Source organism: Micromonospora sp. Llam0 (assembly GCF_003751085.1).
Classification (GTDB): Bacteria; Actinomycetota; Actinomycetes; order Mycobacteriales; family Micromonosporaceae; genus Micromonospora_E.
Genome location: NZ_RJJY01000001.1, coordinates 3,626,784 through 3,652,328 on the forward strand (window position 1 = coordinate 3,626,784; position 25,545 = coordinate 3,652,328).

The window sequence follows — 25,545 nt, forward strand, 5'->3', positions numbered from 1 at the left end:
CCGGCCGCCGGCGCGGCCCGCCGGCCCGGCCACCGTCAGCTCCCCGGCCGGTACGGGTCTCATCCGTCCGTCGCGTTCGTCTGGTCAACGTCTGGTCACCGCCTCCACATAGGCACTCGGGTCGATCAATCCGTCGGCTGCGGTCGCCGCCAGGCCGAGCAGGGGCTGCGCGGCCGGCCCCAGCAGCAGGGTGAGGGCCGCGAGCAGCACCGCCGGCCCGGTCAGCCAGCTGGCGATCCGCGGCGGTACGTCGGCGGCGGTACGGGCGGGCGGGTGACCGGCCGGGTCCGCGGAAGCCGACGGGCGGCCACCATGGTCCGCCGGTGCGGGCGCGGGGTCGCCCCAGAACGCCAGATCCCAGATCTTGATCATCGAGATGAGTGTCCCGAGGCTGACCAGCACCGCGACCGCGAAGATCAGATAGTTGCCGTCGGCGACCGCGGCCCGCAGCAGCAGGAACTTGGCCAGGAACCCGGAGAACGGCGGCATCCCAGCCAGCGACAGCCCTGCGCCGATGAAAGCCGCGGCGAGCAGCCGGTGCACCGTGGCCAGCCCGCCGAGCCGGTCCAGCCGATCGGTGCCGTAGCCGACCACCACCGCCCCGGCGCAGAGGAACAACGCCGCCTTGACCAGGATGTACTGCACCAGAAAGAAGATCGCCGCAGTGAGCGCGGCCGGGCTGAACACCGCCAGCCCGATCAGCAGGTAGCCGATCTGGCTGACCATGTGGAATGCGAGCACTGAACGCATGGTGGTCTCGCCGAGCGCCCCGAGGACGCCGATCACCATGGTCACGGCGGCGGCCAGCCCGATCACCCACCGGTAGTCGACCGCGCCGTCGTAGACCACCGCCACGATCCGGACGATCGCGTACCCGCCGACCTTGGTGAGGATGCCGGAGAACAGCGCGGTGACCACCGGTGGCGCGTACGGATAGCTGCGGGGCAGCCAGCCGTGCAGCGGTACCACCGCGGCCTTCACCGCCAGGGCGAGCAGCACCACGGTGCCGGCCAGGGCCAGCGCGCCGTCGCTGCCGGCCGACCCGGCCAGCTCCCCGAGATCGACGGTGCCGGCGACGGCGTAGACCAGCCCCACCCCGGCCAGCAGGATCGTGGAGGCGAGCAGGTTGACGGTCACGTAGATCCGCCCGGCCACCGTCCGCTCCCGGCCGGCACCGGCGGTCAGCAGCACGTACGACGGCACCAGCATGACCTCGATCAGCACGAACAGGTTGAACAGGTCGGCGGTCAGGAACGCCCCGAACGCACCGGCGCTCGTCATCAGCGCCAGCGGGACCAGGTACGGCCGTCGGTCGTCACCGGAACCGATGGCGAAGACCCCGCACAGCAGCACGACCAGCGCCACGACCGTAACCATCAGCGCGCTGAAGGTGTCCGCCGCCAGGGTGATCGCGAAGCCGGCCGGCCAGCCACCGATCCGCTCGGTCAGCACCTCGCCACTGCGGGTCGCGGCCAGCAGTGTGCCGCCCTGGGCCAGCACTGCCACGCCGGTGCCCAACCAGCCGATCCGGTGCAGCGTCAACCGACGCGGTACGGCCACCAGCACCCCGGCCACGACCAGTGGCAGCACGATCGGGCAGACCAGCGGCAGCGGCGCGTTCATCGGGGCAGCTCCCCGGTGTCGCCGCCGGCCGCCGTCCGACCGTGTTCGGCGACCTGCTCGGACATCGACCGTGGCTCGGTCAGCACCGGCTCCGGGCCAGGTCCCGGCTTGGGGCCCGCCGCGCTGTCCGGAGCCGCCGTACCGTCCGGACCGGCCTCGCCCAGCTCCAGGTCGGGTCGGCCCGGTCGCGGCCGGTCGACCACCGCGAGCGCGAGCAGGAAGATCGTGATGCCGAAAGTGATCACGATGGCGGTGAGCGCGAAGGCCTGGGGCAGCGGATCGGCCGTCGCCGCCGGGTCGACGTCGCCGAACGGCGGCTGCCGGCGCCACAGCCCGCCCGAGGCGAGCAGCAGGATGTTGACGGCGTGGCCGAGCAGGACGAAGCCGATGACGACCCGGATCAGGCCGCGGTGCAGGATCAGATAGACGCCGGCCGCGGTGAGCAGGCCGATCACCAACGCGACGGTCATGGTGCCCGCACCCTCGCCGCGTCAGAGGGGCCCGCCACGCCCGGCGGGACCGCCACGCCCGGCGGCTCCGCCGCGCCGAGCCGCCGTACCGCCGCGGTGATCAGGCCCAGCACCATCAGATAGACACCGAGGTCGAAGAAGGTCACCGGCGACACCGAGAAGCCGAGCACCGACAGTTTCAGTCCGGGCGACGGCGTCAGGAACGGCTCACCGGCCAGCAGCGCGGACAGGCCGACCCCGAGACAGGTCAGCAGCCCTGCGGCGAGTAGCGGCCTGGGCCGCAGCCGGCCGGCCGCCGTCGGTGGGCGTCCGGCGTACGCCAGTTGGCCGAGCCCGGCCGCGATCCCGGCCACCAGCGCGGCGACGAAGCCGCCGCCGGGCTCGTCGTGGCCGCGCAGGAACAGCCACGCCGAGACCACCAGCATCACCGGGGTGAGCAGTCGGTGCGCGAACCGGAGCACCGGGTCCGGTGCGGCCGGACCGCCGGTGCGGCCGCGCCCGCCGGTGCCGACGCCCGGCCCGGTAGTGGCGACCTCGCGCCCGGTGGTCCGGAACAGCCCGACCAGCCCGAGCGCCACGGCGACGAGGACGGTCGCCTCACCGAGGGTGTCGAACGCCCGGAACTCGACCAGGATCACGTTGACCACGTTGCCGCCGCCGGTCGCCGGTTCCGCGGTCCGCAGGAAGTAGGCCCCCGGGGCGGACAGGTCGCGACGACCGGTGAGCCCGACCGTCGCGGCCACCGCGACGGCACCGGCGGCGACCGCGAGGGCGGCGGCGAAGAAGCTGACCGGCTGGCGCCCGGCACCCGGCAGCCGGGCCGGCAGCCGGCGCAGGACGAGCATCGCGACGACCGCGGTCAGTACCTCGACGAGCATCAGGGTCAGCGCCACGTCCGGCGCGCCGGCGAGCAGGAACCAGGTGGCCACCAGCAGACCGACCAGGCTCAGCAGCCCGACCGCCGCGAGTGCCGACCTGGCCAGCACGATCCCGGCCAGGGCCACCGCCAGCAGCACCAGCAGCGGCCAGTCGCCGGCCGCCGCGCTCGCCGCCGGCCAGGGCGGCATCGACCCCAGCGCGGCGCTGCCGGCTGCCCCGATCAGCACCAGCAGCAGCACTGGCCGGAACAGATGGGCGGCCGGCGAGTCGTAGCGGGTCGGCCGGCCGACGATCTCACCCAGTCTCAGCAGCGCGCCGTAGCAACGGTCGAAGGTGACCGCCCCGGCCGGCGGCAGCCGGACCGACTGCACCAGCCGGTCGACCCGGCCGCGGGCGATGAACAGGGCCGTACCCGCCAGTACAGTGAGCATCGACAGCGCCAGCGCCGGGGTGAAGCCGTGCCAGAACGCCACGTACGGCGGATCGCCCCCGGGGGACGCGTCCTCGGTCGCCTGGTCGATCAACGGGCCGAGCAGCGACGCCGCCGGGCCGAGCAGCAGGCTCAGCAGCGCGGCGATCGCCGCCGGGGCGAGAAACATCCACGCCGGTTCGTACAGCTCCGGCTGCTGCGGCGGTCCGGCGAAGGTCTCGTAGACGATCCGGGCGCCGTACGCGAAGGTGAGGGCGGACGCCGACACGGCCAGTACCTCGGCCGACGGGCTGAGCCACGGATCGACCCCGGTCTTGATCAGCGCGTCGAAGATCGCCTCCTTGCTGACGAAGCCGAGCAGCGGCGGCAGGCCGGCCATCGACATCGCGGCCAGCCCGGTCAGGGTGGCGGTCACCGGCATCACGTGGCGCAGGCCGGAGAGCTGTCGGATGTCCCGGCTGCCGGCTTCCCGGTCGATGATGCCGACGAGCATGAACAGGGTGGCCTTGAACAGCGCGTGCGCGACGGTGTGCAGCACTACGGCGGCCAGCGCCGCCGGGGTGCCGACCCCGATCACCCCGACCAGCAGCCCGAGCTGGCTGACCGTCGAGTACGCCAGCATGGCTTTCAGGTCGTGCTGGCGCAGCGCGAGGAACGCACCCGCCAGCGCGGTACCGAGTCCCCCGAGGACCAGCACGACGGTCCAGGCAGCCTGGTCGGCGTAGATCGGCGAGAACCGGATCAGCAGGTAGATCCCGGCCTTGACCATCGTCGCGGCGTGCAGGTAGGCGCTGACCGGGGTGATCGCCACCATCGCGCTGGGCAGCCAGAAGTGAAACGGGAACTGCGCGGACTTGGTGAACGCCGCGACGATCAGCAGCCCGCCGACCACCCAGGCGACCGGCGAGCCGAGCAGCCGGTCGGGGTAGGCCAGGATGGTGGTCAGGTCGCTGGTGCCCAGCTGGACCGTCATCACCACGACGGCTGCCAGCAGCGCCAGGCCGCCACCGGCGGTGACCAGCAACGCCCGGGTGGCGGGGCGGGCCGCCGCCGGACTGGCCTGACCGATCAGGAAGAACGAGCAGACCGTGGTCAGCTCCCAGAACAGGAACAGCAGCACCGTGTCGGCGGCGAAGACCAGGCCGAGCATCGCCACGGTGAACAGGGTCAGCAGCGTGTAGAGCGCGGTGCACCGGCGGTGCGGGGCGAGGTAGCGCGGGCAGTACATCATGATCAGCGCGCCGACCCCGAGCACCAGCAGCCCGAAGACCATCGCCAGGCCGTCGAGCCGCAGCGCGAACGCGATGTCCAGCGACGGCAGCCAGCGCACCGAGACCGCGACCGCGCCGTCGTCCAGCACCACCGGCAGCCGGGAGGCGAGCAGCCCGCAACCGATCAGGTAGCCGACCGCGAGTGGGTAGCCGGTGTCGCGGCCGAGCGAGCGGGTGAGCAGTGGTACGGCGGCGGCGAGCCCGGTCAGCAGGGCCAGCACCGCGACCATCGTCAACGGGCACCCCTCGGTGCGGCGGTGATCCAGGCGTACGGACCGGCCCGGCACCGGCCGACGGTCGCCGGGCGCACCTCAACCGTCCTCGCTGGCGGCCAGCAGCACCGGCCGGGTGGCGTCCCGGACCACCTGGTCGGCGACGCTGCCGAGCAGCCGGTTGGACAGTCCACGGCCCCGCCGCCCGACCACGATCATGTCCACGTCGCGGGCCTGCGCGACGTCCAGCAGGGCTCGGGCGGGTCGGCCGGTGACGATCTCGATGCTGCTCGGCAGCGGCGGTCCGGCGGCGTGGCGCAGTCGGGCGGCCCGGTCGGTGAGCAGTTCCCGCGCCCGGTCCAGCTGGTCGGTCTCCTCGGCGGTGCGTTCGCCCCGCTCGACCGCGGCGACGTCGACCACGGTGGTCAGGATCAGCTCGCCGACCCGACCGGCCAGCACCCGGTGCGCCGTACGCAGGGCGTGCTCGGAGTCGGCGGAGCCGTCCAGCCCGACCAGTACCCGGGGCCCGGCACCGGGTGCGCTCGGCCCGGTGCCGGCCGCCGGTACCGGTGTGGTCTCCAACCGCCCGGTGGGTCGCGATCCGCGTTCCATCGCGATCGGGATGAAGAGCAGGCCGAGCACGGCGCCCAACGGATACCAGTACCAGGCGCGGTGGCCCCGCCGGGCGATGAACACCGCGACCGCCACGATCCCGGAGAGCACCCAGACGGCGACGACGGTCACGATGTAGCCGGCTGTGGACATCCAGCTCCCTCCGGTTCGACGTACCGGTCGACCCGGCCCGACGATCTGACCTGGTCACCGCTGGTGTCGCCGACTACCCGGGAAACGCCCGGCGTACCAGCTCACCCGACGGTTCACCCCGCCGGGTGGTGTCGGCCGGGGGCGGTGACAATCGGTCCGGCCGGGCACTTGAACCGGGCCGGTCACCGGCCCGTACCCCCGGTGGGGAGCGGGTGCCGCCCTGCCCGCTCCCGCGCGGTGCCCGGACCGTCCGTCTACGACCGGGTTGCCCACGGTGAGCATGGGCGGGTGAGCAGACCACGCCATCCCGTGGATGGCGGACATGCGAAAGATGGATAGCCTGAGAGGCATGTGGGGTCCCTGCGGCGGGAGACGACGGTCCCCCACCTGACCGACGGCGGGCGGCCGGACCGACCGACCCGCGTGACGCCGTACGACGAGGAGGAGGATCGTGACCCAAGACAGCTGGGACGATCTGGGTGCTCCGATGCCCCATGACGAGTTCCGCGCCGTGTCCGACGCCATCGTGGCCAACATAGAGCAGGTCATAGAGGGCAAAACCGCCACGGTTCGGCTGGCACTCGCCGTCCTGCTCGCGGAGGGGCACCTGCTGATCGAGGACGTTCCCGGGGTCGGCAAGACCAAACTCGCCAAGACGTTGGCCAGGTCGATCGACTGCTCCGTGCGCCGGATCCAGTTCACCCCGGACCTGCTGCCCAGCGATGTGACCGGGGTCAGCGTCTACAACCAGGACAACCACGACTTCGAGTTCAAGCCGGGCGCGGTCTTCGCCAACCTGGTGGTCGGCGACGAGATCAACCGGGCGTCGCCGAAGACCCAGGCCGCGCTGCTCGAATGCATGGAGGAGCGGCAGGTCACCGTCGACGGCACCACCTACGAGCTGCGGACGCCGTTCATGGTGATCGCCACCCAGAACCCGATCGAGATGGAAGGCACCTACCCGCTGCCGGAGGCGCAGCGGGACCGGTTCACCGCCCGGATCGCGATGGGCTACCCCGATCCGAGCGCCGAGCTGGCGATGCTCGACGGGCACGGCGCGGCGGACCCGGTGCACCAGCTGCAGCCGGTCTCCGACGCGGCCGGGGTACGGCGGTTGATCGCCACCGTCCGGGAGGTGCACGTCGCCGACCCGGTCAAGCAGTACGCGGTGGACCTGGTGACCGCGACCCGCGAGTCCCCGGAGCTGCGGCTCGGTGCCTCGCCCCGGTCGACCCTGCAGCTGCTGCGCACCGCCCGCGCGGTCGCCGCACTGGAGGGCCGCGACTACGTGCTCCCGGACGATCTGCAGGCGCTCGCCGTTCCGGTGCTGGCCCACCGGCTGATCCCGACCGCCGAGGCCCAGCTGGCCCGGCGGACCACCGACGCGATCATCGCCGAGCTGGTGCACCGGATGCCGTTGCCCCACGAACGGCAACGGCCGGCCGCTGCGGCGTACGACGGCCGCCAGTTCGGCCCGGCCGACGGCGCGGTGGCGGCGGTCCCCTTCGAGCCGCGAGGGCGTTGACCGATGCGGGCGGCGCTGCGCGGCCTCACCACCCGCGGCCGGTCGTTCCTGGCCGCCGGCGCGGCGGCGGTCGTCTCGGCGCTGGTCCTCGGCGAGAAGGACCTGCTGCGGGTCGCCATCCTGCTGGCCGTCCTGCCGCTGCTGGCCGCCCTGTACGTGGGCCGCAGCCGGTACAAGCTGGCCTGCACCCGCTCGCTGGAGCCGCACCGCGTCCCGGTCGGCTCCAACGCCCGGGTGGTGCTGCGGCTGCAGAACCTGTCCCGGCTACCCACCGGCACCCTGCTGCTGGAGGACCGGCTGCCGTACGCGCTGGGCAGCCGGCCCCGGGTGGTGCTGGAGCGGCTCGGTGCCCAGCAGGCCAGTTCGGTGGCGTACACGGTGCGGGCCGAGGTCCGTGGCCGCTACGAGGTCGGCCCGCTGGTGGTCCGGCTCACCGACCCGTTCGGCCTGTGCGAGCTGACCCGGGCCTTCCCCAGCGTCGACCGGCTCACGGTCATCCCGCAGGTCACCGCGCTGCCGTCGGTCCGACTCGCCGGCGAGTACGCCGGATCCGGGGACAGCCGGGCCCGGTCGGTGGCGGTGCACGGCGACGACGACTCCGCCACCCGCGAGTACCGCCGCGGTGACGACCTGCGCCGGGTGCACTGGAAGTCGACCGCCCGCACCGGTGAGCTGATGGTGCGCAGGGAAGAGCAGCCGTGGGAGACCCGGGCGACCGTGGTGCTCGACACCCGGGCGTACGCGCACCGTGGCGAGGGCCCGACGGCGAGCTTCGAGTGGGCGGTGGCGGCGGCGGCGAGCATCGCCGTGCACTTCCGGTCGAACGGCTACCGGCTGCGGCTGGTCACCGACACCGGCATCGACGCCGACGCCACCGAGGCCGACGGGGACGGACTGCTGCTCGACCGGCTGGCCGACGTCACCGCCAGCCAGCGCAGCGACATCGCCACCCTGGTCGATCAGGTACGCCGCCGCTCGGACAGTTCACTGGTGGTGGCGTTGTTCGGGGCGCTCACCCCGACCGAGGCGGAGCTGCTGGCCGGGCTACGGGGCAACCGGTCGACCTGCGTCGGCCTGCTGATCGACAGCTCGACCTGGATGAATCTGAGCCCGGACGAGCGGGCCGAGGCCGACCGGGCGCACGGTGCCGCCGCGTTGTCGCTGCTGCAGAGCGGCTGGCGGGTGATCGGAGTGAACCACGGTGACCAGTTGCCGTCGCTGTGGCCGCAGCTCGCCCGGGGTTCCCAGGGCTTCGCCTGGCGGGCCGCGCTGGCCGAGACGATAGCCGGAGGAGTGAATTGACCACCCGCAGACACCTCGGTCTGGTCGCGGCGGCAGCCACCCTGATGGCGGCCGCGCCGATGGCCACCATCTTCCAGGACTGGACCTGGCTGGTGCAGTGCGCCATCACCGTGACCATGATCGGTGGCGCCGGGATGCTGGTCCGGTCGTTGCGGGCTCCCGGATGGCTGCACCCGGTGGCCATGATCGGCGCGCTGCTCCTCGCCCTGACCTGGCTGTTCCCCAGCGGCGACGAGTTCCTCGCGGTACTGCCGTCGCCGGCGACGATCGGCCACTTCGGTGCGCTGCTGGCCCAGTCGGCGCAGGACGTGCACACGTACGGCGTACCGGTGCCCGACGGCGACGCGCTGCTGTTCATCACCGCGCTGGGGATCGGTTCGGTCGCGGTCGTCGTCGACGTGCTCACGGTGACCCTGCGCCGGCCGGCGCTGGCCGGCCTGCCGATGCTGGCGATCTACTCGGTGCCGGTGGCGATCTACGTCGACAGCGTCCCGGCGGCGCCGTTCGTGGTCGGCGCGGTCGGCTACCTGTGGCTGCTGATGGCCGACAACGTCGACCGGGTCCGCCGGTTCGGCCGCCGGTTCACCGGCGACGGCCGGGACGTCGACGTGTGGGAGCCGTCGCCGCTGGCCGCCGCCGGTCGCCGGCTCGCCGTGCTCGGGGTGGTCATCGCGGTGCTGATCCCGCTGACCATCCCCGGCATGACGTCCGGGCTGCTGACCAACCTCAGCGGCGGCGGGACCGGCGGCACCGGGCTGGGCAACGGGCCCGGTCAGGTGAACCTGTTCGCGGCGTTGAGCGGCCAGCTCAACCAGAGCGAGGTCACCGAGATGATCCGGGTGACGACCAACGACCCGAGCCCGGCGTACCTGCGGATCGGCATCGCCGACGAACTGCGCGAGGACGGTTTCGCCAGTCGTCCGCCACGGGGGCGGCCGGACTCGGCCCGGTCGCTGCCCGACCCGCGGACCGACCCGGACATCCGCAACACCGGGGTCAGCCACGACGCGTACCAGGCGACCGTCGAGGTCACCGGGAACTTCAACATGGCGTTGCTGCCGACCTACGCGGTGCCGGTGCAGATGCGCGACGTGGACGGCAACTGGGCGTACGACCGCACCGCGCAGATCGTCTTCTCCGGCCGGTCCCGGGCCCGCAACATGACCTACGGATTCGAGTACGTCCGCACCAGCTACACCCCGGGGGCGCTGCGCCGGTCCCAGCCGCTGCCGGCCGACGACGACCTCCGGCAGGCGTTCACCGCGGTGCCGCAGGTGCCGCAGGTGACCCAGCTGGTCGGGGAGCTGACCGCTGGCGCGCGCAGCGACTACGACCGGGTGCTGGCCATCTACGAGCACTTCTCCCGGGACAACGGTTTCACCTACAGCCTGGCCACCGAGGGCGGCACGGCCAGCCAGGACATCGTCAACTTCCTCGACAACAGGGTCGGTTTCTGCCAGCAGTACGCCGCCGCGATGGCGTGGCTGGTCCGCGCGGCGGACGTGCCGGCCCGGGTGGCGTTCGGTTTCACCAACGGCTCCCGGCGGCAGGAGAACACGTACACACTGACCAACCTGAACCTGCACGCGTGGACCGAGGTCTACTTCGACGGGCTCGGCTGGGTGCCGTTCGACCCGACCCCGGCGGCGAGCATCCCCGGCTCGGTGCGCTCCGAGTGGGCACCGGACGTGGACGCCCCGCCGGATGCCGGGCCGAGCGCCGGGCCGAGCGCGGCTCCGTCCGCCGCGCCGTCGGCGGGGCCGCTGCCGCAGACCGGGCCGGACCAGCTCGACCCGGGTGCGCTGGGTGCCGGATCCGCCGCCGACTCCACCGCCGGGCCCCGTTGGCCGTGGTGGACCCTCGCTGGTGTGATCGCGGTGCTCGTGCTGGCGGCCCTGCCGGCGGCCCGGCGCGCGACGGTACGCCGTCGGCGGCTGGCCCGTGTGGTGGCTCCGCTGACCCCGGCGGGCACCGACCCGACGGACGCGTCGGGTGCCGGCTCCCCCGCCGCGAGCGGGGCCACTGCCGGTGCCGCCCCGCTGATGACGGTCACCGGTGCCGACGCCGGGGCCGCCCGGCAGCATGCGCACGCCGTCTGGAGCGAACTGGTCGACACCCTGGTCGACCTGCGGATGCCGGTCGACCGGTCGGAGACGCCGCGGGCGACGGCGGGGCGGCTGGCCGCTCTGGAGTCGGTCCACGGTGCGGCGGCCGACGCGGTCCAGCTGCTCAGCCAGGCGGAGGAGCGGGCCCGGTACGCCCGTCAGCCGGTGCCGGGCGAGCCGCTGGTCGAGGCGTTGGGGCGGGTACGGGCGGCGTTGGCGGCCGGGGTGGGTCGGCGTACCCGGTTGGCGGCCCGGCTGCTGCCGCTGTCGGTGCTGCTGCGCTGGCGGGACGCGGTCGTCGAGGCGTACAGCCGGGTGTTCTCGGTCGTCGGCCGGTGGCGCGACGCGGCGGCGCGGTTGAGCCCGCGCCGGCTGTTGGCCAACCGGGCGGGTCGCTGACCCGTCCCGGTTCTGCGGACAGACCGGTCTGTCGAGGCACCGACCGGTCTGTCGAGTCACACCGACCGGGGTTTCCGCGAAACCGCCACCTCGGGCCGACACAGCGGGCATAATCGCCCACGTGCCGGGACGCACGATCGCAGCGCGGTCAGTCAAGCAGCACGGTCGGTCGACGAGATCCGCGGCCGGCCGCCGCTGTCCGGCGTGGCGGGCCGGCAGGTGGGCACGACGCGACCGCCCGGTCATGCCAGACCGGGCGGCTGATGCCCGCCGGCTAGGTCAGCGGTGGCCCTCCGGCCGCTGGCGCCAGCGCTCGTCCAGCCGGTCGATCAGCGATGACCGTCGCCCGCTGCGGGTCTTCCGACGCGTGGTCCCGCCGACCACCCGCAGATCGGGCGAGTTCGACTTGCGCTGGGACTGCATGGCGAACGCCGCTGCCCCGAGCATGACCACGAAGCCGGCCACACCGAGCAGCGGCACTTTGCTCACTGTGCCGTAAACGACCAGGGCAAGGCCAATGATGATCACACCGGCAGCGACGAGCAGGCGACGCCGCGCGTGGAAACGCGGGTCGCTGGCGCGCACGGCCGAGGCGAATTTGGGGTCCTCGGCAAGCGACCGCTCGATCTGCTCGAACAGCCGCTGCTCGTGCTCCGAGAGCGGCACGGCACTCCTCCCCGGTCACGTTGGTCAGCCCGGTCGGACCGACAGACCGTGGCAGCCAACCGGCTGCTTACCCGCAAGTCTACGAGGGGGGTCGCGGGTCGGAAAGCCGGACGACGGACCGCCTAGGTTGATTTTCCGTCCGGCGGACGTCATCACCTGGTAACAGAGTAGCCGCCCAACCGGACAGCGCACCGCTACCCGGCCCTCGTCACACCAGGAACTCGATCTTTCTCGCCCGCCGCACCACGAGTTTCACTCCTATAGCCCACCCAACTGGGCAAATCACTCGGGGTCCGCGCCGGTGGCGATCAGCAGCGGAACGGCCATCTCGACCTCGGTCACTCCACCATGGAAGCCGACCAGCGCGGAGCCGACCGGGTCGGTCCCGGTAGCCACCACGACGAACCGTTGCTGACAGATCACCACGACGTCACCGATCCGGCCCAGATGATCTGGTGGCACCGGGCCGAACCAGCCTTCGGCGATCAGCTCGTCCCGCTCGGCCACCCGGGCCGCCGGACCGAGGACGGCCCGCCATCCGGCAAGCACGTCGCCCACCGCACCCGGCACCGGGTGCAGGTAGCGAGCGCGAGGCTCCCCGGCGACCACCCGTACGCCGGCTAGCAGCCGGGGATCGGTGTCCAGGTCGAACCGGTGTCCCGGGCCGGCCGGAACGTTCAACTGGCCGTGGTCGGCGGTCACCAGCAGCGCCGCGTCCCGGGGCAGACCGGCCAGCACCCGGTCCAGCAGCCGGTCCAGGTCGGCGGCGGCGGCCCGCCAGGGCAGGGAACCGACCCCGGACAGATGGCCGTGCCGGTCCAGGTCGGGGTGGTAGCCGGAGACCAGCACCGGAGCGTCGTCGGCGGTGACCGCGTCGAGCAGCCCGGCGGCGAGAGCGTCGACGTCGGCCGCACCCCGGTACCCGCCGCCCCGGTTGGCGGCGACCGTCAGCCCGCTGCCGGCGAACTCGGGTCGGCTGACCACGGTGACCGTCACCCCGGCGGCCGCCGCCCGCTCCAGCTGGGTCGGCACCGGCTGCCACCGTCGCGGATCCGGGTCGTCACGCCAGTCGACGTGGTTGAGCACCCGGTCGGTGCCGGGCACCAGGCTGCGGAAGCCAAGCACGCCGTGCGCCCCGGGTGCGGCACCGGTGCCGAAGCTGACCAGACTCGTCGGCGTGGTGGACGGGAAACCGGTGGTGAGCCGACGGGCGTACCGGCCGGCGGAGAGCGCGGCCAGCGTCGGGGCGCACTCACCGGCCGCCGGCAACTGGTGCCAGCCGAGCCCGTCGACCAGCAGCACGACGACGCGCCGCACCCCGGTGAGCGGCCCGGCGAGGCCGAGCACGTCACTCGCGCCGGGCACCCCGAGCACCGCCAGGACGCTGGGCAGCACGTCAGCGAGGCTGGCGACGCCGTACTCCGGACGCACCGGGCGCAGCAGCTCCGCAGCCGGCTGGTCCGCCGCTGTCACAGCGGACGCCGGGCGAACAGGTGCAGCTGGGTGGCGAGGTCCCGGTACGGCGGCTGGGCGGCGACGGCGAGCTCCAGGGCGAGCAGGGCCTGCGGGTCGCCCTCGGCGACGGCCGCCGGCAGCAGGTCGGACAGGACCCGTACCCCGTGGGTCTGCTCGACCCGCAGCCCGGCGGCGGTGAGCAGGTCGACGGCGCGGTCGGCGTCGTAGCGGCGGCGCAACGTGTCCCGCGCGCCGGCGGTGCCCTGCGGGTCGGCGAGCAGCGCGGCGGCGAGGTCGAGATGCCCGTTGACCGCGCGGGCCAGCACCGCCGCGGCGCGGCCGGCCACCAGTACGCTGGCCGCCCCGCCCGGGCGCAGCACCGTGGCCAGCGACTCCACCACCCGGGCCGGCTCGTCGACCACCTCCAGCACCGCGTGGCAGAGCACCAGGTCGGCGCTGGCCGGCGCGATCAGCTCGCCGAGCGCGTCCCCGTCGCCCTGGGCGGCGGTGATCCGGTCGCCGACCCCGGCGTCGGCGGCCCGGCGGGTGAGCGCGGCCAGCGCGTCGGGGCTGGCGTCGACCACGGTCACCTGGTGTCCGGCCTCGGCCAACGGCACCGCGAAGCCACCGGTGCCGCCGCCGACGTCGACGACGGTGAGGCTGCGGTCGGGCTGCCGGTCCAGTTCGTGGCGCAGTACGGACCAGACCACGGCGGTTCGCGGGCCGGCTGCCTGGCCGGCCGGAATGTGTGTCAGTTCCACCCGCGCGAGCCTATCGGCCCGGTCCGGTCCCACTCGGCCCGGTGCGACCCGGCCTGGTCCGGTGCGGCCAGATCCGGGCGCGCCGGTCGTCGGGTGGTACTCCGTGATTGACGGTATATCGCATTGCGAAGTAGTCTGCGAAGCGTGGATACCACCCAGCTTCTCAAAGGGGTGCTCGACCTCGCCGTCCTCGCGGTGCTGCAGCACGAGGACGGCTACGGCTACGACATCCTGCGGCGGCTCCGCACCGCCGGGCTGACCGAGGTCGGCGACGCCTCGGTGTACGGCACGCTGCGCCGACTGTTCCAGGCCGGCCTGCTCACCACCTACGTGGTCCCGTCCGAGGAGGGCCCGCACCGCAAGTACTACTCGCTCAACGGTGCCGGGCGTGACCAGTTGACCCGCTCCGGCAAGACCTGGCGCAGCTTCGCCACGACGATGGACAACCTACTTGACGATCGGGGGGTGGCGGCGTGAACGCCGCGACGCAGGCTGAGATCACGCACTACGTCGAGCAGGTCCGGTCCGCGCTGGCCGACCTGCCCGGCCCGGTCCGCGACGAACTGCTGGAAGACCTGCCCGAGCACCTCGCCGAGGTGCTCGCCGAAGGCGACGGCACGCTGGTCGACCGGCTCGGCGACCCGACAGAGTACGCCGCCGAACTGCGCGCCAGCGCCGCACTGGACGCCCCGGCGTCGCCGCCGGGGGTCGGCCACCGGGCAGCTGCCGCCTGGCAGGCCACCCGCGACCGGCTGGGCCGGGTCGACCGCCGGGTCGGGCCGGTCCTCGGCTACGGCACCGCCAGCGAGTTCCTGCGGTCGCTGCGCCCCGCCTGGTGGGTGCTGCGCGGCTATCTGGCGACGGCGCTGTTCGCGTACCTCGCCTCCGGCGAGCTGGTCGGGCCACTGCCCGCCCCCGGCGGCAGCGTCGCGGCCGGGGTGCTGGTGCTCACCGTCTTGACGATCGGCTCCGTCTGGCTCGGCCGCCGTGGACCGCAGCTGTCCCGGTGGCCCCAGCGGGTGACTATGGTGGCCAGTGCCCTGGTGGTGCTGTGTTCAGCCGCGTTCGTACTCTTCGCGCCGGCAGCAGAAGGTCCACTCGTCGTGATGGAGTCGAACGGTGGTGCGGCGTACCTCAGTCCCCCGTTACCGTCTGCAACATCTCCACTGTCACCACTGGACGTCTACGTCTACGACAGTCAGGGACAGTTGGTGGAAGGCGCTCGGCTGTTCGACGAGAACGGCGAGCCGATCCTCATCGGTTTTCCCGGCTGGTGCGACGACACCGACCGGCAGCCGTTGCGACTCGGGCAAGTCCTCACACGGCTACACGACCCGAACGTGGAGTACATCTACCCGCTCTGTCCCGAGCGGAACCCGTTCCAGCTGCCCGCGCTGACTCCGAGCCCCGCCACCACCCCGGCCCCCGGCCCGTCGGTACCCGGCCCGTCGCCGAGCTGATCTGCGGCATCGGCTGTGTATTCAGCGGAAGTCCCGGGACGCCGGACTGACCGGGGTGATGACCGCGTCCAGCCGGTCGGCGACCAGGTTGATCACCCCTTCGGCCTTCTCCAGCCGACCCCGCACCAGCAGGGCGGCGCTGGACCGGGCCACCGTCCGGTAGCGCTGCCACAGCCCGGGTGAGCAGGTCACATTGAGCATCCCGGTCTCGTCCTCCAGGTTGACGAACGTCACCCCACCGGCGGTCGCCGGGCGCTGCCGGTGGGTGACGATACCGCCGACCCGGACCCGGGTGCCGGCGTCGATCCGGCCCAGGTCGGCGATCGGCACCGCCCCGGCGGCGGCCAGCCGCTCCCGGACGAACCGCACCGGATGGTTCTCCGGCGACAGCCCGGTGGCCCACACGTCGGCCATCAGCGCGTCGACCTCGTCCAGACCGGGCAGGGTCGGCGCGGCGACCCCGACGGCCACCCCGGGCAGCCGGTCGGCACGTTCCTGGGCGGCGGCCCCGGCCCCCCACAGCGCCTGCCGACGGGTCAGCCCGAAACAGGCGAACGCGTCGGCGGTGGCCAGGGCCTCCAGCTGGGCGGCGGTCAGCCCGATCCGGCGGGCCAGGTCCGACATGTCCCGGTACGGCCCGTGCGCGGCCCGCTCGGCCTCGATCCGTTCGGCCAGGTCGTCACCGATGCCACGGACCGCCGACAGGCCGAGCCGCACCTGCGGGCCGCCGACCCCCCACCGGTGCGGCGGCTCCCCCGGCGCGCCGCCCCAGCGGGTACGGGCGTCGACGACCAGGGTGGCCGCCGCGCCGCTGGCGTTGACGTCCGGGCGGTGCACCCGTACCCCGTGCCGGCGGGCGTCGTCGACCAGGGTCTGCGGCGAGTAGAACCCCATCGGCTGGGCGTTGAGCAGCGCGGCCAGGAACGGCGCCGGGTGGTAACGCTTGAGCCAGGCACTGGCGTACACCAGGTAGGCGAAGCTCATCGCGTGGCTCTCCGGGAAGCCGAAGCTGGCGAACGCGCTCAACTTCAGGTAGAGGTCGTCGGCCAGCTCACCGGTGATGCCCCGGCCGGCCATCCCGGCGTACAGCCGGTCGCGGATCGCGGCCATCCGAGACGCCGACCGTTTCGACCCCATCGCCCGGCGCAACTGGTCGGCACCGGCGGCGTCGAAGCCGGCCAGGTCGATCGCCAACTGCATCAGCTGCTCCTGGAACAGCGGTACGCCGAGGGTCTTCTCCAACGCGTTGCGCATCAGCGGATGCGGGTAGGTCACCGGGTCCTGCCCGTTGCGCCGGCGGATGTACGGGTGCACCGAGCCGCCCTGGATCGGGCCGGGCCGGATCAACGCCACCTCGACGACCAGGTCGTAGAAGCAGGTCGGTTTCAGCCGGGGCAGGGTGGCCATCTGCGCGCGGCTCTCCACCTGGAACACCCCGACCGAGTCGGCCCGGCACAGCATCGCGTACACCTCGGGGTCGTCCAACGACATGGCACTCAGGTCCAGTTCGGAGCCGATCAGGTCGTGCGCGTCGTGCAACGCGGTCAGCATGCCCAGCCCGAGCAGGTCGAACTTGACCAGCCCGACGCTGGCGCAGTCGTCCTTGTCCCACTGCAGCACGGTGCGCCCCGGCATCCGGGCCCACTCCACCGGGCAGACCTCGATCACCGGCCGGTCGCAGATCACCATCCCGCCGGGGTGGATGCCCAGGTGCCGAGGGAAGGTCTGCAGCTCGTCGGCGTACGCCACCACCTGCGCCGGGATGTCCTCGCCGGCCGCCGCCACCGCGCCGTAGTGGTCGATCTGCTTGCTCCAGGCGTCCAGCTGGCCGGGTGAGAAGCCGAACGCGCGGGCCACGTCGCGCACCGCCGACCGGGGCCGGTACGAGATCACGTTGGCCACCTGGGCGGTGTGTTCCCGGCCGTAGCGGCGGTACACGTACTGGATGACCTCCTCGCGGCGGCCGGACTCGATGTCGACGTCGATGTCCGGCGGGCCGTCGCGTTCCGGAGCGAGGAACCGTTCGAACAGCAGCTGGTGGCGGACCGCGTCGACGTTGGTGATCCGCAGCGCGTAGCAGACCGCCGAGTTGGCCGCCGACCCCCGCCCCTGGCAGTAGATGTCCTGCTCGCGGCAGAACGCCACGATGTCGTGCACGACCAGGAAGTAGCCGGGGAAGTCCAGCCGCTCGATCATGTCGAGCTCGTGGTCGAGCTGCCGGTACGCCTCCGGGTGGGCCTCGCGCGGGCCGTACCGGTCCAGCGCGCCCCGCCAGGTCAGCTCCCGCAGCCAGCTCATCTCGGTGTGCCCGGCCGGCACCGGATGGTCGGGCAGCCGGGGGGCGACCAGCTGCAGGTCGAAGGCGAGCTCGGCGCCGTACGCGGCGGCCCGGGCCACCGCACCCGGGTAGTCGGCGAACCGGGCCGCCATCTCGGCACCGGAGCGCAGGTGGGCGGCGCCGGCGGCGGGCAGCCAGCCGTCGATGTCGTCCAGGCCGCGCCGGGCCCGGATCGCGGCCAGCACGGCGGCCATCCGGTGCCGGGCCGGCGTGGCGTAGTGCACGTTGCCGCTGGCCACCGTCGGCAGCCTGCGGGCGCGGGCCAGCGCGGCGAGGGCGTCGTTGCGGTCGCCGTCGTCCGGATGCCCGTGGTCGGTCAGCTCGACCGCGACGCCGTCCGCGCCGAACAGCGCCACCAGCCGGTCCAGCTCCGCGTCGGCGGCGGCCACCCCGCCGGTACGCAGCGCCGCCGGCACGGTGCCCTTGCGGCAGCCGGTCAGCACCAGTACGTGGTCGCGCAGCTCGGCGGCGACCTGCTCCAGGGTGCCGTAGTCGGGCCGGCCCTTCTCCCCGCCGCGCAGCTGCGCCCGGGAGATGACGCGGGCCAGCCGGGCGTACCCGGCCGGGCCACGGGCCAACGCCAGCAGGTGCCGCCCGGCCGGATCCGGCTCCCCGGTGCGCGGGGCCGCCCGCCGGTCTGCGGCGTCCACGGCGCTGAGGGACAGTTCGGCGCCGAACACGGTCGGCAGCCCGTACGCGGCGGCCGCCTCGGCGAAGCGGACCACCCCGTAGCAGCCGTCGTGGTCGGTGACGGCCAGCGCGGTCAACCCCAGTCGGACCGCCTCCTCGACCAGTTCCTCCGGGTGGCTGGCCCCGTCGAGGAAACTGAAGTTGCTGTGGCAGTGCAGTTCGGCGTACGGCGTGACCGGCCCGCCCCCGGCGGTGACCAGCGGCGCGGCCGACGGCGCGGCCAGCCCCGGCGGCGGTGTGTACGGTGCCCGTTTGCGGGTCCAGCCCGGGGCGTCGCCGCCGTCACCGTCCACCGCGAGCGGGTCGACCACCATCGGGTCGTCAGTCATAGACGGCCTCCACCACCCAGCGCCCGTCGGTGCGGGCGATCAGCAGGGCGCTGCCGTCGGCGAGCGCGACCTGGAACCGGGCCCGGCGGCGCGCCTCGGCCGGTGCCCACCAGCGTTCGTCGAGCGGCCACGGGCCGGTCCAGCCGGTGACGTCGACCGCAGGGCCCGTACCGACGGCGAGCCGGGCCGGTGCGGCGCTGACCACCAGCCGGGCGCTGACGGTGACCGGTTCGCCTGCCGCGTCGTACACCTCGGCCGGCAGCGGGGCGGGCAGCACGACCGCCGGTGCCGGCGGCGGCAGCCGGCCGGGCCACGGCGGCTGACCGGGCCGGGCCGGTGCCCGTTCGTCGCCCCACGGCACCAGTCGGACCTGGTCGACCGGGGACCGGCCGCCACCGAGCACGGCGGTGACCACCGCGTCCGGCCCGAGCAGCCCCTGCACCCGGGTCAACGCCCGGCGGGCCCGGGCGTCCTCCGCGCCGATCTCCCCCCACAGCCCGGGTTGCAGGGCGGCCCGGGCGAGCACCCCGTCCGGGACGAGCCGCAGCCGGACAATCCCGGCGGTGGGTGCCGGCGGTGACGCGGCGTCACCGGCACCCGGCCGGCGGGCGGCGGCGCCGGTGAGCCAGCCGTCGAGCTGCCAGCGCAGCCGGTCGGTGATCGCCGCTGCGGTGAGCATGCCGTCGTGTCGCCAGGTGCGGTGCAGTTCCTGGCCGTGCGCGGTGACCGCTTCGATGCCGACCCGGGTGCAGGCCAGTCCGTACCCGCTGAGCTGGTCGTGCAGCTGCTCGGCCAGGGCGCGGGCGGCGAACGCGGCCGCGTCGACCCGGTCGAGCGGTTCGTCGTAGTCGGCGGTGACGGACAGTTCGGGCGGCGGCTGTCGGGGGGTGAACGGCTGTTCGTCGCGCCCGGCGGCCAGCCGGTGGGCCAGCGCCGCGTCGGGGCCGAACCGGGCGAGCACGTCACGCGCCGGCAGCGCGGCGAAATCCCCGAGGGTACGCAGGCCGAGCCGGCGCAGCAGGCCGGCCAGGTCGGGCCGGCCGAGCACCCGCAGCGGCAGCCCGGCCAGGAACGTACGGCTGTCGCCGGGCGGGACGATCCGGCCGGTACGGGCGGCCAGCCCGGCGGCGAAGAACCCGTCGGCGACACCCACCTGGCTTTCGACTTCGCAGACCTGCGCGACGTGTTCGACGATCTGCTCGGCGGCGGCCTCCTCGCCGCCGAAGTAGCGGGCCGGACCTCGGGCGGCGACGGCGCACGCCCCGGGGCGGTGCACCTCAACCCCGGCGACGATCTGTTCGATCGCGGCGACGACCGGCTCGAACGCCCGGGCGTCGCGGGCCGGGTCGTGGTCGAGCACGGTGAGCCCGGGGCAGCGGCTCTGCGCCTCCCGTCGGCGCAACCCGGGGTGTACGCCGTCGGCGCGGGCCGCTGCGGTGCAGGCGACCACCCGGTTGGTGTGCAGAACGGCCACCGGCCCGGTGGCCGGCACGCCGTCGATGATCTCGGCGGCCGTCACCGGCCAGTCGGGGCACCAGACGACCAGCGCCCGGGTGGGCAGGCCGGGCCGGCCGGCCGGGGTGACCGCGTTCATCCGGGCCGCACCAGGGTTGGCCGCACCAGGGTCAGCTCAGTGCGGCTCATCCTCGCCGCACCAAGGTCAGCTCGGCACGGCGGGTCCGGCGGGTGATGCCGCCGGTCGGCGTGGCGGCTGCCGGGGGCGGGCCGCCGGGCAGCCAGATCCGGATCTCCCGGGGCCGGGTCAGCGCTCCCCGGCCCCGGGCGGAGACGACCATTTCCCGGCGACGAAGCCGGCCCCGGCCCGCCCCGAGCCCTTCCCAACGGCCGTTCACCACCTGCAGGGTGACGTCGGGGGCGTCCCACCGGCCGCAGGGCACCAGCACGCAGCCCCGCTGCCGGGCCCGGGCGGCGAGCCTGCCGGTCACCTGCGCTGTCACGGCGGCGGGGGCGGCGACGACCACCACGTCCACCCCGTCGATCAGCGCGGCGACCACCGCCGGCCAGTCCGGTCCGGGATTGGGCACCAGGGCCAGCCGGTCCAGGACGATGCCCAGCTCGGCGGCGGCGGTCACGCCCAGCGCCGGCACTCCGACGACGGCGCACCACAGCCCGGCCCGGGACGCCTCGGCGAGCAGAGCGAGCAGCAGCGAGGTGGCGCCGAGCCGGGCCGACCGGTGGGGCAGCACGTTGACGGTGGAGCCGCGGCGCAGCCCTCGCCCGGGGAGCAGGCCGGTGAGCATGGTCGGGACGGGAAGCACCCGGTCGATGCCGGCCGAACCGGGCAGGCCGGTCGGGTCCGGCGTACCGGCCGTCGCCGCTGAGCCGGCACCGCCGGCGAGCGCACTGGCCGGGCGGACCAGGCTGGCGGCGGCGGCTGCGGACAGTGCCGCCGTGCCGGCCACCATTCGCCCCGCCATCCTGCTTCTCTCCCCCGGGTTTCGCTCACTGGTGTTGGTCTTGGTGTTGGTGCGCGCGTGGTCGCCGCCGGCACCACGAGTGCCGGCGGCGACAGAGGTCACGCCGGTGCGGGTCACCGGGCAGTGAGTCACCCGGACAGCGGACCGGGTGGTTGGTCAGGCAGCGGCCAGGCCGTCGAGAGCCGGGTCGAGAGCAGGTTGGTGGGCCAGCCCGAGGGTGTCCTCGACCAGGGAGACGAACTGCCCGGCGGCACGCAGCAGGTCGTCGGCTTCCCGGGCGGTGACCACCCGGGGGATGCCGGCTTCGGCGGCGGCCCGTTTGCTGGCACCGGCGGCGAAGAAGGTGGCCCACTCGGCCATCTCGGGAGCGACCATCATCAGCAGGGCCCAGACGCTGGTGACCCGGTTGCGGCGGGCCGGGGCGGGCCGGGCGCGGGCGGCGAGCATCGCGGCGGCGGCGCGCAGAGCGGACAGGTGGGCCGCCGCGTACCGCAGCCCGTCGGGGCGGGTGCTGCCCGCTTCGGTCAGCCCGTGCCGGGCGAGGACGAGCAACTGGGCCGGGGTGCGGTTGGGCAGCAGGTGCGCCGGCACCGTGGGTGCCTGGGCCGGGACTGCGGTCGTGGCCTGGGCCGGTGCCGAATGAGCCGGTGCCGAAGTGGTCGGCATGGATCCTCCTCCGCGCGTTTCACCTGTTCGGGTGCCCGCCCACGGAGGAAGACGTCGGCGGGGCGTCGTCGGTGCGGATGCGGATGCTTCCCCACACCGCATCCGCACCGACGATGCTGGCGGGGTCCGCCGCCCGCCGCCCGGGGGTCGGGGGCGGCGGGCAGCGGTCCTGCCTGGTGGCGCTGGACCCGCGAAAGTCCAGTGCCGGGGCGTGCGGCTCGCGGCGCCGCACTGCCGGGACTCGCGCCGCGAATCGCTCCTCCCGGCGGCCAGTACGGGTGTCGACTCCGGTGGTGCCGTTGCTGACCGGCGGACCCAACCAGCAGAGCTACCTGTTATCGAACACCCGTTCTAACCTCTGCTTCACAGTACACCCTGCCACCGACGAAAATGCAACGTCAGGCACGCCAAACGCCGCTGGCCGGGTCCCCGCGCAGGGGACCCGGCCAGCGCACCTGTCATCGATCAGGCGGAGTAGCCGCGCTTGGCGGTCCAGTCGGCCAGCACGTCGAGGTCCATCCAGTACTCCTGACCCTCGAAGTACGGGTCAGCGATCTTCACCGTGTCACCACCATCCCGGTAACCCGTCACCGTCAGGTAATGCCCACCCTCATACGAGTGCGCCACCCCGTCGACGTCCGACGCCGTACCCATGATGTTCGCCACCACCGCCCGGTCGTCGTCCACCGCCTCACGCACATCCGCCCGCAACTTCTCCACATGCTCCGGCTTCGCCGCGGCCGCACCGATCGACACCGTCTCGTACTCGGCCTCACCGGTCACCTCGTTCAGCACCCGGGTCGTCTCCTCCGCCGAATCCGTACCGGCCTCGGTCGTCCCCAACTTGCCCGCCACCTCATCCTGCGACGGAGCATGACCCTGCGCCGTCAACGCGATCCGCGTCGCCGCCGGCCCGCAGTAGTAGAAATTCGGCTGCGCCTCGTACTGCACCCGCACCTCACGCGCACCACCATCGGCGGCACCCGGACCAGCGGCCTGCGCCGCCACCGCAGGAGCGGCCACCACACCACCAGCGGTCAACAGACCAGCAACCGACAGAGCAGACTTACGGAAAATCGTGTTCATAGCAGAATCTCCGTTCCGAGGGGAATGAACCGGACACCGGACCCACCGGATCGATGACCGGTCACGAACGGGACAGAACAGAACACGCACAAAGACAGAACACGCACCAGAAAGTCGAACTGACTGACGCCCTCCGACCCGCGCACACCCACCGGTCCAGGCGGGAGGCGGTCTCACCGGCGCACCAGATACAACCACCCGGGGGTGCCCGGCATTCCGCACCCGGCGGGGCCGCAGAACCGGCCGTACCCGCGCCGGGCGACAGATCAGGCGGACCAGGCCCGACAGATCAGCCGGGCCGCTCGCCTACTCGGTCCAACGCCAGGATCCAACGCCGCCCGCCCGCCCGATGTTCCGCCCGAGCCTGGATGCCTCGGCCACCTACCCGCTGCGCCGCACCGAACCTCGCAAACGGGACGTCACCGGCCCGGTCAGTCGCCCGGCTTCTTCCACAGCACGTACTCCAGCTGCAGCGGGCCTTCCTCGCCGTCGACCGACGTGCGCTGGGTGAGGGTGCCGTACCGCCCGTCACTGGTCCGAATGCAGTAGACCGGAAACAGCCGCCGCCACCGGTTGCCGCTGAACATGCCCTGGACGACCTCCTCGTCGTTCCAGGCCGAGTCGGGCAATGACGAGCAGCCGCCGAGGGTGGGCGTACCTTCGTCCCAGTCTGCGGCCTGTGCGCCGTTACGCAGCGCAGCCTGGCCGCCGGTCAGCGAACTCCAGGTGCCGGCGAACCGGGGCTCCACCAGATCCACCGCCGCGGCGAACTCCGGATCCTGCTCCGGGTCGCCGAACCGCCCGGTGTCCAGGTCGTAGTGCAGGTCGTCACCGTCGAAGACGAGCCGGTCACCGGCGTACACCGGTTCGCTGTCCAGCGCGTCGGTGATCACGAGCGTGGAGTCGACGGTCGGGTCGGCGGTGATGGTGATCCGGTTCTGTTCGATCTCGGTGACGAACCGCCCGTCCATGTCGATCCGCAGCTTGCGGGTGGTGTCGATCCGGAAGACGCTGACCCGCTGCGTACCGTCGATCGTCTGGTTGATCAACAGGTAGGTGGCGTCCTGGTCGGCCGCCTGCTCACGGGCCGCCTCCTCGGTGGCGTAGATGCCTACCTCGGCGACGATCCGGTACGGCGCTGGCAACGCCGCCACCGACTCCTTGGCGATCTCGACGACGATCGGCATGACCGCCTCCTCGAAGGCGGCCATCCGTTCGTCGTCGCCACAGCCGGCGACGGCGGTCACCGTGACGACGGACGCGACGAGCCCGGCCACCGCCCGGACCCACCGGCCCGACCCGTCACCTCCGTACGACCGCGATCGTCCCGTTCGCTGCACGCGCACCTACCGCCTCTCCGACCACACCGGCACCGACCTGCCGGTTGCTGATCATGGTGAGGTGGCCGCGCAAGGTCAACGCCCGGTCAGCTCAGCCGGCCCACCATCGCGATGTCGAGGGCCGCCGACCGCACGTCGGGCACCGGGTGGCGGCGCAGCCGGTGCAGCGGCGACCGCCACGGCGGCGACCAGCCGTACCGGTCACCGGCCCGGACCAGCGCCACCGCGAACAGCCCGGCGGCCAGGTCACCCCGCTCGGCGAGCGCCCCGGCGACGGCGGTCAGCACCGCCGGGTCCCAGCTGCCGTCGGCGCGGCGTACCTGGTCGGTCAGCGTCTCGGCGAGCCGACCGGCGAGCACCGGGAGCAGTTCGGCGGTGGGGTGCGGCACCGGATGATCGTCTCAGCCGTCGGCAACCGGATGTCCGCTCCCGCCGACGAGCCGGGCGACGAACCGGCGCGACACCGTCCAGCGGTCGAGCAGGTAGCCGCTGACAGTCGTCGCGACGGCCACCAGGATGCCGGACATCGCCACCGTCATCGCCCAGCGACCTGTGCTGCGGTCGGCCGGTAGTGGGCCGTACCAGCCTTTCTGGTCCACCCACATGGTCAACTGGTCACCGTCGCGGCGTACCCCGATGTCGTGCCGGTACTGCCAGCCGAGGTCCGCTCCGGTGTCCGACCGCGACAACCGGTACCGCTCGGTTTCGCTGCCGCGCCAGGTGTCGGTCACGACGACCGGTGTCGGTTCACCCGTGAGGTGCAGATAGACCGGGCCGAGCCCCACGAAGACCGCCCAGCCGAGCAGCGCGACGGCGACGAGCGCGACCCGTGACGGCCCCGGGATCCGAGGACGGATGGCCCGGACGACGAGCAGTCCCAGTCCGAGACTGCCGCCGACGAGGGCCGCGCCGACGTAGATCCCCCAGTACTGGCCATTGTGGTAAAGCGAGCCGCTGTAGGCGCACAGGAGCAGCCAGCACAGTACAGCGACGAACGCACTCACCCGCTGGGCGACCAGTCGTCTCCGGGACACCCGGCCGACGGTAGCGCCCGCCCGCATCCGTGCCGGCGCACCGCACCACGGCTCGATCCACTTCGCGTCAGCGGACAGCGGTACGGCGTGTCGTGTCGATGAGCCGAAGTGGATCACCCCGGTGCCGGTGGCAGATGTGTCCGGGCGGGACATCGGCGCACCCCGGGCGGTTGTCTGAAACCTGTCTACCGGTTTGCTGCGGCTGACCGGTCGGGTCGGATATGTTTGCCGGCTGCCCTCGACGCAGCGGTGGGCCGTTCCCGAGGTCCGCCTGTCCGTCGGTGTCCAGTACAGGCGCCAA

20 protein-coding genes are annotated in these 25,545 nt (G+C 73.4%); 5 read left to right on the plus strand and 15 right to left on the minus strand.

Annotated elements, in window-relative coordinates:
• Positions 1-84: 84 nt before the first annotated feature.
• The 4 genes from EDC02_RS15775 to EDC02_RS15790 all read right to left on the minus strand — a co-directional run bounded on the left by EDC02_RS15775 (position 85) and on the right by EDC02_RS15790 (position 5,650).
• Complete coding sequence (locus tag EDC02_RS15775; RefSeq protein ID WP_123602611.1) at positions 85-1,623, minus strand: monovalent cation/H+ antiporter subunit D family protein; 1,539 nt, start codon at positions 1,621-1,623, stop codon at positions 85-87.
• Entirely contained in the window at positions 1,620-2,093 is a 474-nt protein-coding gene (locus EDC02_RS15780; protein ID WP_123602612.1) for a sodium:proton antiporter, read from the minus strand. Before EDC02_RS15780 ends, EDC02_RS15775 begins: the two co-directional genes overlap by 4 nt.
• Positions 2,090-4,909: a hydrogen gas-evolving membrane-bound hydrogenase subunit E gene (mbhE, locus tag EDC02_RS15785; RefSeq protein ID WP_370461545.1), complete on the minus strand. Its 2,820-nt coding sequence runs from the start codon at positions 4,907-4,909 to the stop codon at positions 2,090-2,092. The genes EDC02_RS15780 and mbhE overlap by 4 nt, the downstream gene beginning before the upstream one ends.
• Positions 4,910-4,984: 75 nt before the next feature.
• On the minus strand, positions 4,985-5,650 hold the full coding sequence (locus EDC02_RS15790; protein ID WP_123602614.1) for a universal stress protein: 666 nt from the start codon (positions 5,648-5,650) through the stop codon (positions 4,985-4,987).
• 451 nt (positions 5,651-6,101) lie between these two features.
• Here EDC02_RS15790 and EDC02_RS15795 point away from each other — a divergent pair, with 451 nt between their 5' ends.
• The 3 genes from EDC02_RS15795 to EDC02_RS15805 are packed head-to-tail and all read left to right on the plus strand — an operon-like array spanning position 6,102 to position 10,981.
• Positions 6,102-7,175, plus strand: coding sequence for a MoxR family ATPase (locus EDC02_RS15795; protein WP_123602615.1), 1,074 nt, complete (start codon positions 6,102-6,104; stop codon positions 7,173-7,175).
• A gap of 3 nt (positions 7,176-7,178) precedes the next feature.
• Positions 7,179-8,477, plus strand: a complete 1,299-nt coding sequence (locus EDC02_RS15800; protein ID WP_123602616.1) for a DUF58 domain-containing protein — start codon at positions 7,179-7,181, stop codon at positions 8,475-8,477.
• Positions 8,474-10,981 (plus strand): DUF3488 and transglutaminase-like domain-containing protein, encoded by a 2,508-nt coding sequence (locus EDC02_RS15805; protein ID WP_123602617.1) that lies wholly within the window; start codon positions 8,474-8,476, stop codon positions 10,979-10,981. The genes EDC02_RS15800 and EDC02_RS15805 overlap by 4 nt, the downstream gene beginning before the upstream one ends.
• Before the next feature lie 279 nt (positions 10,982-11,260).
• Here the strand turns inward: EDC02_RS15805 and EDC02_RS15810 are convergent, their stop codons facing one another.
• The 3 genes from EDC02_RS15810 to EDC02_RS15820 form a co-directional block, all read right to left on the minus strand.
• Positions 11,261-11,647, minus strand: coding sequence for a DUF3040 domain-containing protein (locus EDC02_RS15810; RefSeq protein WP_123602618.1), 387 nt, complete (start codon positions 11,645-11,647; stop codon positions 11,261-11,263).
• A gap of 282 nt (positions 11,648-11,929) precedes the next feature.
• Positions 11,930-13,120, minus strand: coding sequence for an alkaline phosphatase family protein (locus tag EDC02_RS15815; protein WP_123602619.1), 1,191 nt, complete (start codon positions 13,118-13,120; stop codon positions 11,930-11,932).
• The gene (locus tag EDC02_RS15820) at positions 13,117-13,863 is read right to left on the minus strand and encodes a methyltransferase domain-containing protein (RefSeq protein WP_123602620.1); all 747 of its coding nucleotides are present in this window, start codon (positions 13,861-13,863) and stop codon (positions 13,117-13,119) included. The genes EDC02_RS15815 and EDC02_RS15820 overlap by 4 nt, the downstream gene beginning before the upstream one ends.
• 144 nt (positions 13,864-14,007) lie before the next feature.
• Here EDC02_RS15820 and EDC02_RS15825 point away from each other — a divergent pair, with 144 nt between their 5' ends.
• Both EDC02_RS15825 and EDC02_RS40255 read left to right on the plus strand, forming a co-directional pair.
• Positions 14,008-14,340 (plus strand): PadR family transcriptional regulator, encoded by a 333-nt coding sequence (locus EDC02_RS15825; RefSeq protein ID WP_123602621.1) that lies wholly within the window; start codon positions 14,008-14,010, stop codon positions 14,338-14,340.
• On the plus strand, positions 14,337-15,323 hold the full coding sequence (locus EDC02_RS40255; protein WP_158632202.1) for a hypothetical protein: 987 nt from the start codon (positions 14,337-14,339) through the stop codon (positions 15,321-15,323). The genes EDC02_RS15825 and EDC02_RS40255 overlap by 4 nt, the downstream gene beginning before the upstream one ends.
• Positions 15,324-15,344: 21 nt before the next feature.
• Here EDC02_RS40255 and EDC02_RS15835 read toward each other — a convergent pair whose 3' ends face one another.
• The 8 genes from EDC02_RS15835 to EDC02_RS15870 form a co-directional block, all read right to left on the minus strand.
• The gene (locus EDC02_RS15835; protein ID WP_123602622.1) at positions 15,345-18,680 is read right to left on the minus strand and encodes an error-prone DNA polymerase; all 3,336 of its coding nucleotides are present in this window, start codon (positions 18,678-18,680) and stop codon (positions 15,345-15,347) included.
• Positions 18,673-20,274, minus strand: a complete 1,602-nt coding sequence (locus tag EDC02_RS15840; protein WP_123602623.1) for a DNA polymerase Y family protein — start codon at positions 20,272-20,274, stop codon at positions 18,673-18,675. Before EDC02_RS15840 ends, EDC02_RS15835 begins: the two co-directional genes overlap by 8 nt.
• Positions 20,275-20,320: 46 nt before the next feature.
• Complete coding sequence (locus EDC02_RS15845; RefSeq protein WP_370461455.1) at positions 20,321-21,118, minus strand: hypothetical protein; 798 nt, start codon at positions 21,116-21,118, stop codon at positions 20,321-20,323.
• A gap of 156 nt (positions 21,119-21,274) precedes the next feature.
• Positions 21,275-21,784: an SAV_6107 family HEPN domain-containing protein gene (locus EDC02_RS15850; protein ID WP_123602624.1), complete on the minus strand. Its 510-nt coding sequence runs from the start codon at positions 21,782-21,784 to the stop codon at positions 21,275-21,277.
• A 465-nt stretch (positions 21,785-22,249) separates the two neighbouring features.
• The gene (locus tag EDC02_RS15855) at positions 22,250-22,870 is read right to left on the minus strand and encodes a C39 family peptidase (protein WP_123602625.1); all 621 of its coding nucleotides are present in this window, start codon (positions 22,868-22,870) and stop codon (positions 22,250-22,252) included.
• Between the two features lie 431 nt (positions 22,871-23,301).
• Positions 23,302-24,147, minus strand: coding sequence for a hypothetical protein (locus EDC02_RS15860; RefSeq protein ID WP_123602626.1), 846 nt, complete (start codon positions 24,145-24,147; stop codon positions 23,302-23,304).
• Positions 24,148-24,296: 149 nt separating this feature from the next.
• Positions 24,297-24,599: a hypothetical protein gene (locus EDC02_RS15865; protein WP_123602627.1), complete on the minus strand. Its 303-nt coding sequence runs from the start codon at positions 24,597-24,599 to the stop codon at positions 24,297-24,299.
• A gap of 12 nt (positions 24,600-24,611) precedes the next feature.
• A complete protein-coding gene (locus EDC02_RS15870; RefSeq protein WP_123602628.1) occupies positions 24,612-25,397 on the minus strand; it encodes a hypothetical protein in 786 nt (261 codons plus the stop codon).
• Positions 25,398-25,545 lie beyond the last annotated feature (148 nt).

Bases quoted from the DNA above. Each gene is read 5' to 3' on its own strand.
- EDC02_RS15775 (WP_123602611.1), bottom strand. From the start codon at position 1,623: ATGAACGCGCCGCTGCCGCTGGTCTGCCCGATCGTGCTGCCACTGGTC.
- EDC02_RS15855 (WP_123602625.1), bottom strand. From the start codon at position 22,870: ATGAACACGATTTTCCGTAAGTCTGCTCTGTCGGTTGCTGGTCTGTTG.
- EDC02_RS15780 (WP_123602612.1), bottom strand. From the start codon at position 2,093: ATGACCGTCGCGTTGGTGATCGGCCTGCTCACCGCGGCCGGCGTCTAT.
- EDC02_RS15800 (WP_123602616.1), top strand. From the start codon at position 7,179: ATGCGGGCGGCGCTGCGCGGCCTCACCACCCGCGGCCGGTCGTTCCTG.
- EDC02_RS15840 (WP_123602623.1), bottom strand. From the start codon at position 20,274: ATGAACGCGGTCACCCCGGCCGGCCGGCCCGGCCTGCCCACCCGGGCG.
- EDC02_RS15850 (WP_123602624.1), bottom strand. From the start codon at position 21,784: ATGCCGACCACTTCGGCACCGGCTCATTCGGCACCGGCCCAGGCCACG.
- EDC02_RS15870 (WP_123602628.1), bottom strand. From the start codon at position 25,397: ATGTCCCGCCCGGACACATCTGCCACCGGCACCGGGGTGATCCACTTC.
- EDC02_RS15790 (WP_123602614.1), bottom strand. From the start codon at position 5,650: ATGTCCACAGCCGGCTACATCGTGACCGTCGTCGCCGTCTGGGTGCTC.
- EDC02_RS15845 (WP_370461455.1), bottom strand. From the start codon at position 21,118: ATGGCGGGGCGAATGGTGGCCGGCACGGCGGCACTGTCCGCAGCCGCC.
- EDC02_RS15835 (WP_123602622.1), bottom strand. From the start codon at position 18,680: ATGACTGACGACCCGATGGTGGTCGACCCGCTCGCGGTGGACGGTGAC.